General features: G+C 60.7%; 13 protein-coding genes. 8 read left to right on the forward strand and 5 right to left on the reverse strand.

Features of this window, described 5'->3' with window-relative positions; all coding sequences use genetic code 11:
• Positions 1-109: 109 nt before the first annotated feature.
• Genes ACR0CU_RS04945 through ACR0CU_RS04955 form a run of 3 tightly spaced genes read left to right on the forward strand, consistent with a single transcriptional unit; the run spans position 110 to position 1,535 of the window.
• A complete protein-coding gene (locus ACR0CU_RS04945) occupies positions 110-796 on the forward strand; it encodes a hypothetical protein (protein WP_170339350.1) in 687 nt (228 codons plus the stop codon).
• Positions 796-1,191, forward strand: coding sequence for a cell division protein ZapA (locus ACR0CU_RS04950; RefSeq protein WP_170339348.1), 396 nt, complete (start codon positions 796-798; stop codon positions 1,189-1,191). The genes ACR0CU_RS04945 and ACR0CU_RS04950 overlap by 1 nt, the downstream gene beginning before the upstream one ends.
• On the forward strand, positions 1,188-1,535 hold the full coding sequence (locus tag ACR0CU_RS04955; protein ID WP_170339345.1) for an MliC family protein: 348 nt from the start codon (positions 1,188-1,190) through the stop codon (positions 1,533-1,535). Before ACR0CU_RS04950 ends, ACR0CU_RS04955 begins: the two co-directional genes overlap by 4 nt.
• 8 nt (positions 1,536-1,543) lie before the next feature.
• Here ACR0CU_RS04955 and grxD read toward each other — a convergent pair whose 3' ends face one another.
• From grxD to ACR0CU_RS04980, 5 genes are all read right to left on the reverse strand, one after another.
• A complete protein-coding gene (gene grxD, locus ACR0CU_RS04960) occupies positions 1,544-1,906 on the reverse strand; it encodes a Grx4 family monothiol glutaredoxin (protein WP_170338767.1) in 363 nt (120 codons plus the stop codon).
• A 382-nt stretch (positions 1,907-2,288) separates the two neighbouring features.
• A complete protein-coding gene (locus ACR0CU_RS04965; protein ID WP_093961963.1) occupies positions 2,289-2,525 on the reverse strand; it encodes a BolA/IbaG family iron-sulfur metabolism protein in 237 nt (78 codons plus the stop codon).
• Between the two features lie 139 nt (positions 2,526-2,664).
• Positions 2,665-4,824, reverse strand: a complete 2,160-nt coding sequence (gene purL, locus ACR0CU_RS04970) for a phosphoribosylformylglycinamidine synthase subunit PurL (RefSeq protein WP_170445761.1) — start codon at positions 4,822-4,824, stop codon at positions 2,665-2,667.
• A 196-nt stretch (positions 4,825-5,020) separates the two neighbouring features.
• Positions 5,021-7,273, reverse strand: coding sequence for a mechanosensitive ion channel family protein (locus ACR0CU_RS04975; protein ID WP_170445763.1), 2,253 nt, complete (start codon positions 7,271-7,273; stop codon positions 5,021-5,023).
• 269 nt (positions 7,274-7,542) lie between these two features.
• The gene (locus ACR0CU_RS04980; RefSeq protein WP_170442633.1) at positions 7,543-8,451 is read right to left on the reverse strand and encodes a LysR family transcriptional regulator; all 909 of its coding nucleotides are present in this window, start codon (positions 8,449-8,451) and stop codon (positions 7,543-7,545) included.
• 169 nt (positions 8,452-8,620) lie between these two features.
• Between ACR0CU_RS04980 and ACR0CU_RS04985 the strand changes: the two genes are divergently transcribed.
• The 5 genes from ACR0CU_RS04985 (at position 8,621) to ccmE (ending at position 15,380) form a co-directional block, all read left to right on the forward strand.
• Positions 8,621-12,040, forward strand: coding sequence for an indolepyruvate ferredoxin oxidoreductase family protein (locus ACR0CU_RS04985; RefSeq protein WP_170371129.1), 3,420 nt, complete (start codon positions 8,621-8,623; stop codon positions 12,038-12,040).
• A gap of 67 nt (positions 12,041-12,107) precedes the next feature.
• Entirely contained in the window at positions 12,108-12,986 is an 879-nt protein-coding gene (locus ACR0CU_RS04990) for a lysophospholipid acyltransferase family protein (protein ID WP_170339337.1), read from the forward strand.
• A gap of 8 nt (positions 12,987-12,994) precedes the next feature.
• Entirely contained in the window at positions 12,995-13,804 is an 810-nt protein-coding gene (locus ACR0CU_RS04995) for a glutamate racemase (protein WP_170437430.1), read from the forward strand.
• 93 nt (positions 13,805-13,897) lie between these two features.
• Positions 13,898-14,926, forward strand: coding sequence for an N-acetyl-gamma-glutamyl-phosphate reductase (gene argC / locus ACR0CU_RS05000; RefSeq protein ID WP_170437432.1), 1,029 nt, complete (start codon positions 13,898-13,900; stop codon positions 14,924-14,926).
• Between the two features lie 7 nt (positions 14,927-14,933).
• Positions 14,934-15,380: a cytochrome c maturation protein CcmE gene (ccmE, locus tag ACR0CU_RS05005; RefSeq protein ID WP_170338751.1), complete on the forward strand. Its 447-nt coding sequence runs from the start codon at positions 14,934-14,936 to the stop codon at positions 15,378-15,380.
• The last annotated feature ends 66 nt before the right edge of the window (positions 15,381-15,446 follow it).

Below are 15,446 nucleotides of genomic sequence, written 5' to 3' on the forward strand. Positions count from 1 at the left end.
AGAGTGGGTATTTTGGCGAACATTCCGTTAGACTAAGTACCGGTACGAGCCGTATTGATTCGGCCTTCGGAAAAACAGAACGAACCTTGGTAAAGAGGTGACAGGGGCAATGAGCCAGATCGAAGACTTACAGCGACGCATCATGGCCGCGATGGATCGGATTGGCACCGGGATCGAGGCGCTGCAATCGGCGGGTCCGGTCGCGGGCAGCGAAGATGGACAATTGCGCGCCGCTCTGGACGAGGAAAAGCTGGCCAATGCGCAATTGGAAGAGCGCCTGAAGTCTCTGAAAGAGCGGCACGACCAGGAAATCGACGCATTGCGCGCCCAGTTGGGCGAGTCCAATGCCAAACTGGCCACCGTCGAGGCCGCGCGTGCCGAACTGTCCGAAGCCAAGGCCGCGCTGGAAAATCAGGACGAAGTTGTAGCTCTGAAGGCCGAGATCTCCGAATTGCGGCGGCAGCTGGAGGATTCAGAGCGTATCCCCGAATTGAATGCCGAACTGGAAATGCTGCGGGCCGAACGCGCCAGCCACGGCGCAGCCATGTCGCGGCTTGATGACGACCTGCAGCGCTTGCGCAAGGCAAATGACCAATTGCGCGAAGCGGTCGACGAGTTGCGCAAGGCTGCCGAGGACGGCGTTCCCGATGCCGAGCTTCTGAACAAGGCAACCGTGGCCGAGCTGGAGGCCACCCGGGCCGCCCGCGCCACCGACGCGGCCGAGGCTCACGCGGTTCTGGCGCGGCTTGAGCCTTTGCTGACCCACGCCAACCTGGCCGAAGGAGAGGTAGAGTAATGCCCGAGGTTACCATTCATATTGGCGGGCGCGGATTTGAGGTTTCCTGCCAGGACGGCGAGGAACCGTTTCTGCACGCAGCCGCGAAGATGCTGGACGATGAGGCCCAGGTGATGGCCGACCAGATTGGCCGTATGCCCGAGTCGCGGATGCTGTTGATGGCGGGGCTAATGCTGGCCGACAAGGCGGCGGCCACCGAGGATCGCATCAAGACACTCGAGGCGAAGCTGGCCGAGGTTGAAGGCGAATTGGAGCGTATGCGCAGTGCGCCCGCGCCCGAGCCGGAACGGATCGAAGTGGCCGTTGTTCCGCCGTCGGTTACCGACACACTTGCAGAGATGGCGGCACGCGCCGAGGCGCTGGCCTCGGTGATCGAAGAGAAGAACGCGAGATGACACATTTGCGGAGTTTGTGCCTGGCGGCGTTGGTCGGGGCGGTCTCGGGCCCGGCATTGGCACAGATTGACATCCTATCGGTGACCTTCACCTGCGAGAGTGGCGTTGAGCTGCCCGTGACATACTTCAACCCCTCCGACGGCGAAGGGGCTGCGGCTATGATCGTCGATGGTCAGTTGATTGCGTTGCGTCAGGTCCAGAGCGGCTCGGGTATCCGTTACGAGTCGGTGAACGGGCAGGGTACGTATACCCTGCGGTCGAAAGGCTGGAACGCGATGGTCAGTTTCGCGGCGGCCGGAGCCACCGACGAAACCGAGATTTTGAAAGACTGTGTCAGCCGCTGAGCGGCTGATCAGGCGTTTGCCTCGCGGATTTTGTCGGCGGCTTCCTTGTTGTAGGCGACACCGTTTTCGTCGAAGAGCGTGTCCAGCTCTCCTGACAGGGTCATTTCCGTGATGATATCACAACCACCCACAAATTCGCCTTTGACGTAGAGTTGAGGCACGGTCGGCCAGTCCGAATAGTCCTTGATGCCCTGACGGATTTCCTCGTCCGCCAGTACGTTCACGTCGGTGTATTCGACACCCATATAGTTCAGAACACCGGCCACCCGAGATGAAAATCCGCACTGCGGCATTTCTTTGGTGCCCTTCATGTACAGCACCACATCGTTGCTTTTGACGGTTTCGTCGATCTGGGTCTTAACGTCGGTCATTTCGCGTTTCCTTGTTTACGTTCGTCCGTCTGTCGGGCGGTCATTTCGATTGGCGGCTGCGCCACCAGTTTCTTGGTTCAGTACGCTGGTTCATCGCACGAACCTCGTCGATTTCATTGACTTTTGTCACGCCGTCGGCTTCCCACGGTCTGCGTTTCATAGCGTTGGTGTCGGGGCGCATTTCCGACAGTCATCTTGTTCTGTTCCGATTCAGATAGGCTTCGAGCAGAGCCGCGGCAACCACCAGTCCGCCGACACATATTGCGATCCAGACAACCCAACCGATCATGTCACGTGACCGAATTGTCGGATGCCATCGGAATGCACAAGGCAGCGGGCGCCATCACCAGAGTGGGCATGGCACTGGCCGCCGCCGGCCTCATCACTCGGGTACTTTCGTGGTCAACGCCAGCGCGTGCAACTCGCCATCCGGGCCGTCCATCTTGCCCTTCAGCGCCGCATAGACGGCGCGCTGCTGCTGGACCCTGTTCTTCCCGCGAAAGCTTTCGTCCACGACCATGGCGGACATGTGTACGCCATCGGTGCCGCCGACCTGGATTTCTGCATTCGGAAAGGCTTCGCGCAGCAGATGTTCGATTTCGTGGGCGCTCATTGGCATTTAAGATACTCCTGAAGGTCTTTTCAAAGATGTAGAGCGATGCCGAAGCCCGCGCAAGGGTGTGCAGCGCCCTTGGAAAAGTCAGATCCCGCGCTGATCGAACAGCGCAGGATCCGAGTATGGTTCAGCGTCGTCGTGCTCAGGCGACAGCTTCGGCAAAACTGCTGCGATACATCGCTGAGAGTTCACTCAGAGGAGTTTCGGACGCGCCGATCCGCACGGTTTCTCCGGTAAAGCGACCGACCGAAACCAGCGGCACGCCAGCCTGGCCCGCCGCAATCATCAGCGCTTCGGCCTGATCGAAGTTGCAGGCCACCAGGTAACGGCCCTGATCCTCACCGAACAGGAACTCGGTCGGGGCGTCATCAAGATGCACACCCACGCCCGCGGCTTCGGCCAGTTCGAAGGCCGCCAGTGCAAGGCCGCCATCGCTCAGGTCAGTACAGGCCTTGATCATCTCGCGATTGGCCCGGATGAAGTCGCCGTTGCGCTTTTCCGCATCCAGATCCACATGCGGGGCGTCGCCGTCTTCGCGGTTGAAGACCTCGGCCAGCAGGGCGGATTGGCCCAGATGCCCCTTGGTTTCGCCGATCACCAGCGCAACGTGGCCTTCACGCACCTCGGTGCCGATGATTTCGTCGGCGTGCTGCAAAAGGCCGACGGCACCGATGGTCGGTGTGGGCAGGATCGCCTGACCGTCGGTTTCGTTGTAGAGCGACACGTTGCCCGAGACGATCGGCATATCCAGCGCGGCCACGGCGGCGCCGATGCCTTGGATGGCACCGACGAACTGGCCCATGATCTCGGGCTTTTCGGGGTTGCCGAAATTCAGGTTGTCAGTGGTGGCCAGCGGTTTGGCACCAACGGCGGTCAGGTTGCGATAGGCTTCGGCCACGGCCTGCTTGCCGCCTTCCTCGGGGTTGGCGCGCACGTATCGCGGGGTCACGTCCGAAGTGAAGGCCAGCACCTTGTCGGTGCCATGCACGCGCACCATGCCTGCACCAACGCCAGGCGTACGCGCCGTGTCAGCCATCACCATGGTGTCGTATTGCTCATAGACCCAGTGCTTGCTTGCGTAGTTAGGCGACGAGATCAGCGCACGCAGCCCGTCGATCGGGTCGATCTGCGGTACCTCGCCCAGATCTTCGGCCGCCGAGGTGGGGACCCAGGGGCGGTCGTATTCCGGTGCCGTTGATGCCAGTTTCGACAGCGGCAGGTCGGCCTTGATTTCGCCGTTGTGCATGATCAGGAACCGGTCTTCGGCGATGGTTTCACCGACGATGGCGAAATCCAGATCCCATTTCTCGAACACGGCGCGGGCTTCGGCCTCAAGCTCGGGCTTCAGCACCATCAGCATGCGTTCCTGGGACTCGGACAGCATCATCTCATAGGCCGTCATGATCTCTTCGCGCTGGGGCACGTTTTCCAGGTCCAGCCGGACACCCAGCCCGCCCTTGTCGCCCATCTCAACGGCCGAGCAGGTCAGGCCCGCCGCGCCCATGTCCTGAATCGAGATCACGGCGCCGGTCTGCATCAGTTCCAGCGTCGCCTCCATCAGGCGTTTTTCGGTGAAGGGGTCACCGACCTGCACGGTGGGGCGCTTTTCCTCGATCGTGTCGTCGAATTCGGCCGAGGCCATCGTGGCACCGCCCACGCCGTCGCGGCCCGTCTTGGCGCCCAGATAGACGACGGGCATGCCCACGCCCGACGCGGCCGAGTAGAAGATCTTGTCAGCATCCGCCAGCCCAGCGGCAAAGGCGTTTACGAGGCAGTTGCCGTTGTAGGCCGGGTGGAACCGAACTTCGCCGCCTACGGTCGGCACGCCGAAACAGTTTCCGTAGCCTCCGATGCCTTCGACCACGCCATTGACCAGCTGGCGGGTCTTGGGGTGGTCGGGTTCGCCGAAGGACAGCGCGTTCATCGCCGCGATGGGCCGCGCGCCCATGGTGAACACGTCGCGCAGGATGCCGCCCACGCCGGTTGCCGCCCCTTGATAGGGTTCGATGTACGACGGGTGGTTGTGGCTTTCCATTTTGAAGACCACGGCCTGCCCGTCGCCGATATCGACCACACCGGCGTTTTCACCGGGTCCGCAGATCACCTGAGGGCCCGAGGTGGGCAGGGTGCGCAACCATTTCTTCGAGGATTTGTAAGAACAGTGCTCGTTCCACATGGCCGAGAAAATCCCCAGCTCGGTAAAGGTCGGCTCGCGCCCGATAATCTCGAGGATCATGTCGTATTCTTCGGGTTTCAACCCGTGTGCGGCAATCAGATCCGGTGTGATGGCGGGCTCTTGCATCGTGTGTCCTGTTTCCAAGGTGGCCGGGATTGCGGGCCTTTTAGGGCAACCGGGCGATTTGGGAAAGGGTCAAGAGCGCGCAGCGAACAGGAACCCGCTATTTGCTGGCAGAAAGCAGCGATCTGCGACCGGGAAATGCAGGTCGCACCACCGGAATGACGGGGACAGCAGCGCGTGCGCCGCTGTCCCGCCGCCCTTATTGAGGCGGCTCTTCTTTCTTGTTCACGGCGTCGGCCGCGGCCGCGCCGATCGCCGCTTTCTGCTGTTCGGTCAGGTTTTCGGCCTCTTCCAAACCGGGGATCGCAACGCGCACCTCGCGGCGGGCAAAGTCGATCCCGTTCTCCTTGAAGGCGGCCTTGACCCGGTTGAAGATCTCCTTGCGCAGGGTGAACTGCTTGCCGGGCTTGGCCATGAACTTGCCGCGGATGATCATGCCGACATCGTCAAAGTCGAACACGCCCTGCGATTTGAAGGGCTGCAGGAAGCCATCCTTGTGGAGCGGGTCCTCCATCATCTCGGCGCCGATCTTCTTGAAGATCTTCTTGACCTTGTTTGGATCGGTGTCGAAGGGCACGGTGAATTTCAGCTTCATGATGACCCAGTCGCGGCTGTAGTTGGTCAGCTTCTGGATCTCGCCATAGGGAATGGTGTGCACCGGGCCACGATGGTGGCGCAGCTGCATGGAGCGGATCGAGATCTTTTCCACCGTGCCGGTGGTGCCACCCACATCGACATATTCACCCACTCGGAAAGCATCGTCGATCAGGAAGAAAATCCCGCCCACGATGTCCGAGACCAGTTTCTGCGCACCAAAGCCGATGGCCAGACCCAGGATACCAGCACCAGCCAGAAGCGGTGTGATGTCCAGGCCCAGTGCGCCCAACGCCAGCAAGGCAAAGATCACCGCGATGGCAACCTGAGCGGTCACGCGCAGCAACGGTAGAACCGTGGCAAGGCGCGAGCCGCCGGCACCGCCGCCTTCGCCGGCTTCCTCATCGGGGCTCTGCTCCGAAGCCGTCTGCTCTTTGGCAAGCCGGCGGTTGATCCAGAGCGAGACCACCTCGTTCAGGATGTAGCCGATTGCGATGATGATGAAGAACTGAACCAGTTTGCTGCCGGCTTCCGAGTCCCCGCCCGCAATATCCTGCAGGTCCAGATTCCAGGCATCCGCAATCATCAGAATGACCAGAATGCCGGCCAGAACGCGTCCGATGCGGATGTAGCTGCGTTTGGTCGATTTGTAGGCACGTTCCGCGATCGGACCATCGCCCATCATCGGCGGCAGCAGGTGCCGGGTCAGCCCTCGGATCAGCGTGTCGAGCGCCGGTGCGATCAACAGCCAGAACATCGTGACGAAATGCGCGCCTTCGGACAGAAGGGCAAACACGGCCGGATTACGCTGAGCGGCGAGGAACTCGACCAAAAGCCAGGTACCCGCCGACACGGCGATCGCAAAATACGGATAGTAGCGGGCGACTTCTTCGTCGAAATGGGTGCGATCCGGATCGGAACCACGCATCATGTCGGTCAGACCGTTGCGGGCCGTCCAAGCAATGACACCGACATAGATATGGATGGCGGTGTTCAGCCAGAAACCAAGGCGCGATTCACCCGGCATTACGCCATTCATCGCATTGAAATCCAGGATGAACAGGGTGAACCCGATCAATAGGAACAGGCCGATCAGGTTCCGATGCAGGTATTTTGCCCATTTGTCATTTACGTTGACCAGTCGCAGGTTGCTCTGCTTCGGGGCGAGAATGAAACGGGAAATCGCGGCTCCCAGGCGGGGGAACCAGATCAGGAAGAACACGAACGGTGCGGCCTGGGCAATCTGTTGTTCGTCCAGCAACCGACGCCCGACGAAAACCAGCGTGTAATAAAAGACAAGCAGCCCCAGAAACTCGACGCAGAAGCGCTTGAACAGAAAGACTACGGCGCCTTTTAGGTTGGTCGAGGCATCCCCATCGACGACTTTGATCCAACGGCGTGTCCAAAGGCCAACTGCGGTTTCTGCGGCATACCCGATTGCAAGCGCCAGGAAGGTGAACCCGAACAGGGTTGCCAGACCGCTTGCGCCAAACTTGTTTCCGAAATTGCTGAAGGCTTCGACCTGCGCCGAAACCAGCAGCGGAACCTTGCGGATGACATCCAGCCAAGACGCAGCCATGTCGCCCGCCGAGGATGAAATCGTTTGCAGCAGCCCCTTACGGGATGTCTGCGTTTCGGCCTGTTTCGCCGCGACCGCATCAAGCCGTTCCAGCAGAATGGCCCGGACCTGATCGTCAGACATTCTCGCCACCAGATCGTCGACCTGTTCGGGGGTCAGATCTTCGGGGATGGTCACATGGCTGGCGGTGGGTTCGCTGGTGCTCTGGGCCATGCTTGGCCGGGCCAGGAACGTGACGGATACCAACGCCATCAAAAACAGGCGGAGTAGGATGGTCATAAACTTTGTCCTCGAACACGAAATATTATGGTTTTTCGCGATCATAGGCCCGTTGGCAAAATAATTCCAAACGATTTGGCACCGCGCGCCGGGGTGCAGGCCAAAAAAAAGGCCGAGCACTAAGCTCGGCCGTAGTCCAACAGGGAGGTATGAAGATGATGAGCGTTTCAGCATCATCGCCTTCGAGTGCTCATTTAGGGATCACTCTGTGAACGATCAAGGTTTTTTGGGCGCATTGAGGGCATGTCCGCTATGCTGCGAGTGCATAGCTACAGTTTTCCCAGATGTTTCAGCTGCTTGCGATGCGCAATGATTTCATCCTGAACGAAGTCTCGGAACGCTGCGACCCGTTTTGAGTGCCTCAGTTCTTCAGGATAGGCCAAATATACCGGCACATTCGCCGTCTCGATGTCGGAGAGGATCGGGACCAGGTCAGGGAAATCCTCGGTCACGTAGTCGGGCAGGACGCCAATTCCGAGGTCATTGAGGACACCCTGCAGAACACCAAAGTAGTTGTTCACCGTCAGCAGTGAGCTGGGTTCGTAGGTCATAAGGTGACTGACCATCGACGCGCCAACGCCAACCTGGGGTGCGGAAGGGGTCTGACAGATCAGGCGGTGTTTCGAAATATCCTCCAGCGTCTGGGGCGCGCCTCCGTGCGAATCCAGATAGTTCTTGGTCGCGTACAACATCATTCGAACGGTCATCAGACGCTTGCGGACGAGATCGGCCTGACTGGGTTCCTTCATCCGGATAGCGACATCCGCTTCGCGCATCGGAAGATCCAGCACGCGTTCTTCGAGCATCAGGTCAATATTCAGGTCCGGATACTGCTCATACAGCTTGGGCAGGCGCGGCGCCAGCCACAGGGTCCCGAAGCCAAAAGTCGTGGTGACCCGCAGGACTCCAAAGACCTCATCCTCGCTGTCGCGGATTCGCGCTGCAGCAGCGTCCAGACGCTTGGACATGGCCGTTGTTGCATCGAACAGAAGCTCGCCCTGTTCCGTTAGAATCAGACCGCGGGCGTGGCGATGGAACAGTGTGGCACCCAGCGATTCCTCAAGTGCGCGAACCTGACGGCTGACGGCGGATTGGGACAGATTCAGCTTGTCGCCGGCATGCGTCAGGCTGCCGGCGTCAGCTACCGCGTGAAATATTCTGAGCTTGTCCCAATTCATCGTCGCAACTTTCGTTATCCTTTGGCAGCCCTATATGAAAGAGGTAACAAATTCCATATTCAAACGGGGAAATCGTTACAGAACAGGGGGAATTTTGTATACAGGTCAGAAATTATGACCTAAAATGACGTCAAATGCAGCACACTATTCCGACGTGGGGAGGCGTCTGATGAGTCAGCCAAAGATTTCGCTCAATGACCGTTTCGATCTGACCAAAAGCCCGGTGCTTTTGAATGGTACGCAGGCGCTTGTTCGTCTGATGATGATGCAGAAGGCACGCGATACCGCCGCCGGTCTAAACACTGCCGGTCTGGTCACCGGATACCGGGGGTCTCCGCTGGGTGCGGTCGATCTTCAAATGTCGCGCGCCGAAAAGCAATTGGCCGAGTGCGATGTGACCTTTCAATACGGTCTGAACGAGGACCTGGCCGCCACAGCCCTGTGGGGCAGCCAGCAGGCGGGTCTGCGCGGCGATGGAAAGTATGACGGCGTGTTCGGCCTGTGGTACGGCAAGGGGCCGGGTGTGGACCGGTCCGGCGATGTGATGCGTCACGCCAACATGGCCGGAACCGCCAAGCATGGTGGCGTCCTGATGGCGATGGGCGACGACCACACGGGCGAAAGCTCGACCGTGCTGCACCAGTCGGAATGGTCGATGGTTGATATGTACATGCCCGTCGTCAGTCCGGCCGGAGTGCAGGAAATCCTCGACTATGGGATCTACGGCTTTGCGCTCAGCCGGTTTGCTGGGGTCTGGGTCGGCCTCAAGACGATGAAGGACACGATCGAGGTGACCTCGGTCGTGGATGGCCGGCCTGACCGGATGCAACTGGTGACGCCGGAATTCGACATGCCCGAAGGTGGGCTGAACATCCGGCTGGGCGACACGCCGCACCTGCAGGAGGCGCGGATCATCGACTACAAGCGGTTCGCGGCCGAAGTGTTTTCACACGCCAACCGGATGGACCGGCGGGTCTGGGGCAAGCCGGGCGCCAAGATCGGCATTGCCGCGGCGGGCAAGAACTGGCTGGACCTGGTCCACGCCATGTCGCTACTGAACATCGACGAGGCCGAGGCCGAACGGCTCGGGATCACCACCTACAAGATCGGCCAGACCTTCCCGTTGGACATGAAGGGGTTCCATGATTGGGCCGAGGGGCTGGACCTGATCATCATCGTCGAAGAAAAGCGCAAGCTGATCGAAGTGCAGGTCAAAGAGGCGATCTTTGACGACCGTCGCGGACGTCGCGTGTACGGCTGGTACAAGGGCGGGGCAGGCACGCTGCACCGCGAAGAGCTGTTCCCGACCCGTGGTGCGCTTGATCCGATCATGATCGCCGAAAAGCTGGGCGAGATCTTCATCGAGGAAGGTCGCGAAACCGACGGTATTCGCGCAGGGCTGGCCAGCCTGCAAGAGGCGCGCCGCAACGACAACGCGCAGGAGATCGCGACACGGCTGCCGTATTTCTGCTCGGGCTGTCCGCACAATAGCTCGACCAAAGTGCCGGAGGGCAGCCGGGCCTATGCCGGGATCGGCTGTCACTACATGGTGCAATGGATGGATCGCGAGACCACCGGCTTTACCCAGATGGGCGGCGAAGGCGCCAACTGGATCGGTGAGGCGCCGTTTTCGACCACGAAGCATGTGTTCCAGAACCTGGGCGACGGCACCTACAACCACTCGGGCGTTCAAGCGATCCGGGCTGCGCTGGCGGCCGGAACCAACATTACCTTCAAGATCCTGTTCAACGACGCGGTCGCCATGACCGGCGGGCAGGAGAACGAGGGCCATCTGACCGCCGAGCGCATCGTGCGCGAGGTCAAATCAATGGGCGTGCAGCATGTGGCCGTCGTCTATGACGAAAAGGAAGACGTGAACTTCAAGGTGCTGCCCGGCGACGTGGAAACCCACGAACGGGCCGAGCTGATGGCGGTTCAGAACAAGTACCGCGAGATTGAAGGCGTGTCGGTCATCGTCTACGTCCAGACCTGCGCCGCCGAGAAACGCCGCCGCCGCAAGCGCGGGACCTTCCCGGACCCGGACAAGCGGGTGTTCATCAACTCGGACATCTGCGAGGGCTGCGGCGATTGCGGGGTGCAGTCGAACTGTGTCTCGATCGTGCCCAAGGAAACCGAGCTGGGCCGCAAGCGGGCGATCGACCAGTCCAGTTGCAACAAGGATTTCTCGTGCCTCAACGGGTTCTGCCCGTCCTTCGTCACGCTGGAAGGCGCCAAGATCCGCAAGGAAGCCACCACCGAAATCGACATCCCCCATCTGCCGCAGCCGGTACTGCCGCAGATCGAGGGCACGCATAACGTGGTCATCACCGGCGTCGGCGGCACCGGCGTCGTGACCATCGGGGCGGTTCTGGCGCAGGCCGCGCAGATCGACGGCAAGGGCGCGGGCATGATGGAAATGGCCGGGCTGGCGCAGAAGGGGGGCGCGGTGCATATCCACTGTCGCCTGGCCAACAAGCCCGAAGACATCAGCGCCATCCGCGTGGCCACCGGCGAAGCGCATGCGCTGATCGGAGGCGACCTCGTGGTGTCGGCCGGGGCCAAGACGCTGGGCCTGACGCGCACTGGTCAGACCGGCGCGGTGGTCAACAGCCACGAGATCATAACTGGCGATTTCACCCGCAACACCGAGTTCCACATTCCGGTCGACCGGCTGGAACTGGCGCTGGAAGCGCGACTGAAGGACGGTCTTGCCCTGTTCGACGCGACCGAGTTGGCACGCGCGGTGATGGGCGATTCGATCTATTCCAACATGATGGTGTTCGGGGCGGCCTGGCAGCGGGGTCTGCTGCCTGTCAGCCACGAGGCGATCATGACCGCGATCGAGCTGAACGGCGCCGCGGTCGAGCGCAACAAGCGCGCCTTCGAGGTCGGCCGCTGGGCGGTTCTTCATCCCGAGGAAGTGGCGCGCATCGTGACCCCCACGGTGACCGAATTGCCCAAGACACCCGAGCAGGCCATCGCCTTCCGGGCCGATCATCTGGTGGCCTATCAGGGCAAACGGTTGTCCAGGCGCTATCTCAAGCTGGTCGAGTCGATCGAAGACCCGAAGGTCCGGGATGCAGTCGCGCGTGGGTATCACAAGCTGTTGTCCTACAAGGACGAATACGAGGTGGCCCGCCTGCTGCTGGACAGCCGCGACAAGGCCGCCGCCGAATTCGACGGCGACATCAAGATGACCTTCCACCTTGCTCCGCCGATTCTGGGGGGCAAAGGGCCGGACGGGCGTCCGCGCAAACGGCAATTCAGCGAATGGCTGCTGGGGCCGATGAAGGTTCTGGCCAAGCTGAAGGGGCTACGCGGCACGCCGCTGGACATCTTCGGCTATACCGCCGAGCGCCGAATGGAACGGGCCTTGATCCGTCAGTATGAGGCGGACATGAAAGAGGTTCTGCCCAAGCTGGATGACAACACCCGCGATGCGATTGTCGCGCTGGCGCGGTTGCCGCTGGACATCCGCGGTTTCGGTCCGGTATTGGCCGCCAACGAAGCCAAGGCCGCCAAGCGGCGCGAGGAACTTCTGGCCGTGATCCGGCAAGGAGGGACCGAGACGCTGGCCGCGGCCGAGTAACGTCATATCGGTGTCATGGAGGCGCGGTAGGGTTCCCGTCCGATGACGGCCACGCCGGAGACCCGTGATGAAATCACGTCGCCAAGTCGCTCGGGACATTTCCTACGCCCATTCTGCTGAAACGCGGGGTGGGCGCATGGTCATCAAACTGATGGAGAACACGACCGGTCGGCTGCGTCTGATCCGGCGCGCGGATGGTTACGAGCGCGAGGTCGCCAATGGCCGTGATTTCTGGTCGGTCATGGTCGAACGCTACGGGCTGAGCCTGAACGTGGTGGGCGGGGCGCTGTCAAACATCCCCAAGGACGGCCCGCTGATCCTGATCGCCAACCACCCCTACGGGATTCTTGATGGGTTGATGATGGGGCATGTGCTGTCCCAGACCCGCGGAGATTTCCGGATTCTGGCCAATCATGTGTTCCACAAGGCCGAGGATCTGAACCGTATCATCCTGCCGATCTCCTTCGATCAGACCAAAGAGGCGATGCGGCTGAACCTGCAGACCCGAAAAACCGCCCTGGATTATCTGGGTCAGGGTGGGGCAATCGGGATTTTTCCCGGTGGCACGGTCAGCACGGCGGCCCGACCGTTCGCGCACCCGATGGACCCGGGCTGGCGCGGATTCACCGCTCGGATGGTAGCCAAGTCAAAAGCGACCGTGGTGCCTTTGTTTTTCGATGGTCACACCTCGCGCCTGTTCCAGATTGCCAGCCATCTGCATGTGACGCTGCGCATGGGTTTGCTGATCAAAGAGTTCAAAAAGCGCGTCGATACCCCAGTGGATGTGGTCGTGGGGCAGCCCATCGGCCGCGACGTTCTGGACCCATTGGCCGGCGATACGCGCAAGATGATGGATTTCTTGCGCAAAGCCACGTATGAGCTGTCTCCGAAGCCGCTGAAGTCGTATGACTATGGCTATGAATTCGAGGAACGGCATCGCGCCTGAAGGGGCAAATGGCAGTAGGCATCTTTGATTCCGGATTGGGCGGGCTGACCGTCCTGAACTCCGCGCAGACACGTCTGCCGGAGGTGGATTTCCTGTATTACGCGGACAGCGCGCACGCGCCGTATGGCGTGCGCGACGCCGAGGATATCTACAACCTGACCCGAAACGCGGTGCAGGACCTGTGGTCGCGCGGCTGCGATCTGGTGATTCTGGCCTGCAACACGGCCAGCGCCGCGGCGCTGCGCCGGATGCAGGAAGAGGGCGTGCCCCAGGGCAAGCGCGTTCTGGGTGTGTTCGTCCCGCTGATCGAGGCGCTGACCGAGCGCCAGTGGGGCGACAACAGCCCCCCGCGCGAAGTGGCGGTCAAACATGTGGCTCTGTTTGCCACGCCGGCAACCGTGGCAAGCCGCGCGTTTCAGCGTGAACTGGCGTTCCGCGCCATCGGCGTCGATGTTGAGGCGCAGGCCTGCGGTGGCGTGGTCGATGCCATCGAGGACGGTGACATGATCCTGGCCGAAGCCCTTGTGCGGAGCCATGTGGACGCGTTGAAGCGCAAGATGCCGCAACCGCAGGCTGCGATCTTGGGCTGCACCCATTACCCCTTGATGGCCGAAGCCTTTCAGGCAGCGTTGGGACCGGACGTGCAAGTGTTCAGCCAAGGCGACCTGGTGGCCGAAAGCCTTGCGGATTATCTCCAGCGGCATCCGGATATGCTGGGCGGGGGTGAGGCGGGTTACCTGACCACAGGCAATCCGCAGAAGGTCAGTGACCGGGCAACGCAATTTCTCCGACGACAGATCACCTTCAAGGCCGCCTGACTTAGGTCAAGGACCGGCCCCTGTCATGAATTTATTCGGTACCTGTCATGTCGGCGGGTGCCAGACGTGTCACATAAATCTACGAGGTCTGACATGACCCACAAAATCGCAATCCTGGGCGCTTCGGGCTATACCGGTGCCGAACTGGTACGGCTGATCGCCGAGCACCCAAACATGGAAATCACCGCCCTGGCGGCCGAGCGCAAGGCCGGGCAGACCATGGCCGAGGTGTTTCCGCATCTGCGCCATCTGGATTTGCCGCGTCTGTGCAAGATTGAGCAGATTGACTTTGGCCAGATCGACCTGTGCTTTTGCGCGCTGCCGCACAAGACCAGCCAGGAGGTCATCCGGGATTTGCCCTCCGACCTCAAAATCGTTGATTTGTCGGCGGATTTCCGGCTGGCCGACCCCGATGAATACGAGAAATGGTACGGCAATCCGCATGCCGCACTCACGCATCAGGATGAGGCTGTCTACGGACTGACTGAGTTCTACCGTGAGGATATCCGCGCTGCGCGGCTGGTGGCTGGCACCGGGTGCAATGCTGCCACGGGGCAGTACGTGCTGCGGCCGTTGATCGCGGCCGGTGTTATCGACCTGGATGACATCATTCTTGATCTGAAATGCGCTGTCTCCGGGGCGGGGCGTGCGCTGAAAGAGAACCTTCTGCACGCCGAACTGAGCGAGGGCACCAACGCTTATGCCGTCGGCGGTACCCACCGGCATCTGGGCGAGTTCGATCAGGAGTTCTCGAAACTGGCGGGCCGCGCGGTTCACATCCAGTTTACGCCGCACCTGATCCCCGCGAACCGGGGCATTCTGGCGACCTCGTATGTGAAGGGTGATCCGCAGAGCGTTTATGAAACGCTGTGTGCAGCCTATTTAGACGAGCCTTTCATTCAGATGCTGCCCTTTGGCGACACACCTTCGACCCACCATGTGCGCGGATCGAACTTCTGCCACATCGGCGTCGTTGCTGACAGGATCGAACGGCGTGCCATCGTGATCGCGGCGCTGGACAACCTGACAAAAGGTAGCAGTGGGCAGGCCTTGCAGAACGCAAACCTGATGTTAGGTGAACCCGAAACGACGGGGCTTATGATGGCCCCACTGTTCCCATGAGGGCGAGATGAAGACGCTGAAGAAACGTCGTCGTGTACAGATCATTCTGTTGGCTTTTGTGGCTTTGGCCCTGGCGACGGGCTTGATCGGTTATGCCATGCGAGACGGGATCAACTATTTCCGCTCGCCCAGCCAGGTAATCGCCGAACCGCCGGCGCCGAACGAGGTGTTCCGCATCGGTGGCTTGGTCGAAGAAGGCTCGATCGTACGAGGGCAGGGTGAAACCGTACGGTTCACCGTCACCGACGGGGGTGAGAGTGTGAAGGTGGCCTTCACCGGTGTCTTGCCTGATCTGTTTTCCGAGGGTCAGGGGATGGTCGGCACCGGAAGCTACGTTGATGGCGTGTTCCAAGCCACTGAAATTCTGGCAAAACACGACGAGACCTATATGCCGAAAGAGGTCATCGATGCCTTGAAGGAGCAGGGCGTCTACGAAGAGCCGGCAGACAGTTGAGACAGGACAGCCTTCGGTAGGTTGCCTGAATGAGTGTTCAAGGGCGTTGCGCGATCTGGTCGTGCA

The organism is Ruegeria sp. BC2 (assembly GCF_056539245.1).

Bases quoted from the DNA above. Each gene is read 5' to 3' on its own strand.
- ACR0CU_RS04945 (WP_170339350.1), top strand. From the start codon at position 110: ATGAGCCAGATCGAAGACTTACAGCGACGCATCATGGCCGCGATGGAT.
- ACR0CU_RS04950 (WP_170339348.1), top strand. From the start codon at position 796: ATGCCCGAGGTTACCATTCATATTGGCGGGCGCGGATTTGAGGTTTCC.
- ACR0CU_RS04955 (WP_170339345.1), top strand. From the start codon at position 1,188: ATGACACATTTGCGGAGTTTGTGCCTGGCGGCGTTGGTCGGGGCGGTC.
- grxD (WP_170338767.1), bottom strand. From the start codon at position 1,906: ATGACCGACGTTAAGACCCAGATCGACGAAACCGTCAAAAGCAACGAT.
- ACR0CU_RS04965 (WP_093961963.1), bottom strand. From the start codon at position 2,525: ATGCCAATGAGCGCCCACGAAATCGAACATCTGCTGCGCGAAGCCTTT.
- purL (WP_170445761.1), bottom strand. From the start codon at position 4,824: ATGCAAGAGCCCGCCATCACACCGGATCTGATTGCCGCACACGGGTTG.
- ACR0CU_RS04975 (WP_170445763.1), bottom strand. From the start codon at position 7,273: ATGACCATCCTACTCCGCCTGTTTTTGATGGCGTTGGTATCCGTCACG.
- ACR0CU_RS04980 (WP_170442633.1), bottom strand. From the start codon at position 8,451: ATGAATTGGGACAAGCTCAGAATATTTCACGCGGTAGCTGACGCCGGC.
- ACR0CU_RS04985 (WP_170371129.1), top strand. From the start codon at position 8,621: ATGAGTCAGCCAAAGATTTCGCTCAATGACCGTTTCGATCTGACCAAA.
- ACR0CU_RS04990 (WP_170339337.1), top strand. From the start codon at position 12,108: ATGAAATCACGTCGCCAAGTCGCTCGGGACATTTCCTACGCCCATTCT.
- ACR0CU_RS04995 (WP_170437430.1), top strand. From the start codon at position 12,995: ATGGCAGTAGGCATCTTTGATTCCGGATTGGGCGGGCTGACCGTCCTG.
- argC (WP_170437432.1), top strand. From the start codon at position 13,898: ATGACCCACAAAATCGCAATCCTGGGCGCTTCGGGCTATACCGGTGCC.
- ccmE (WP_170338751.1), top strand. From the start codon at position 14,934: ATGAAGACGCTGAAGAAACGTCGTCGTGTACAGATCATTCTGTTGGCT.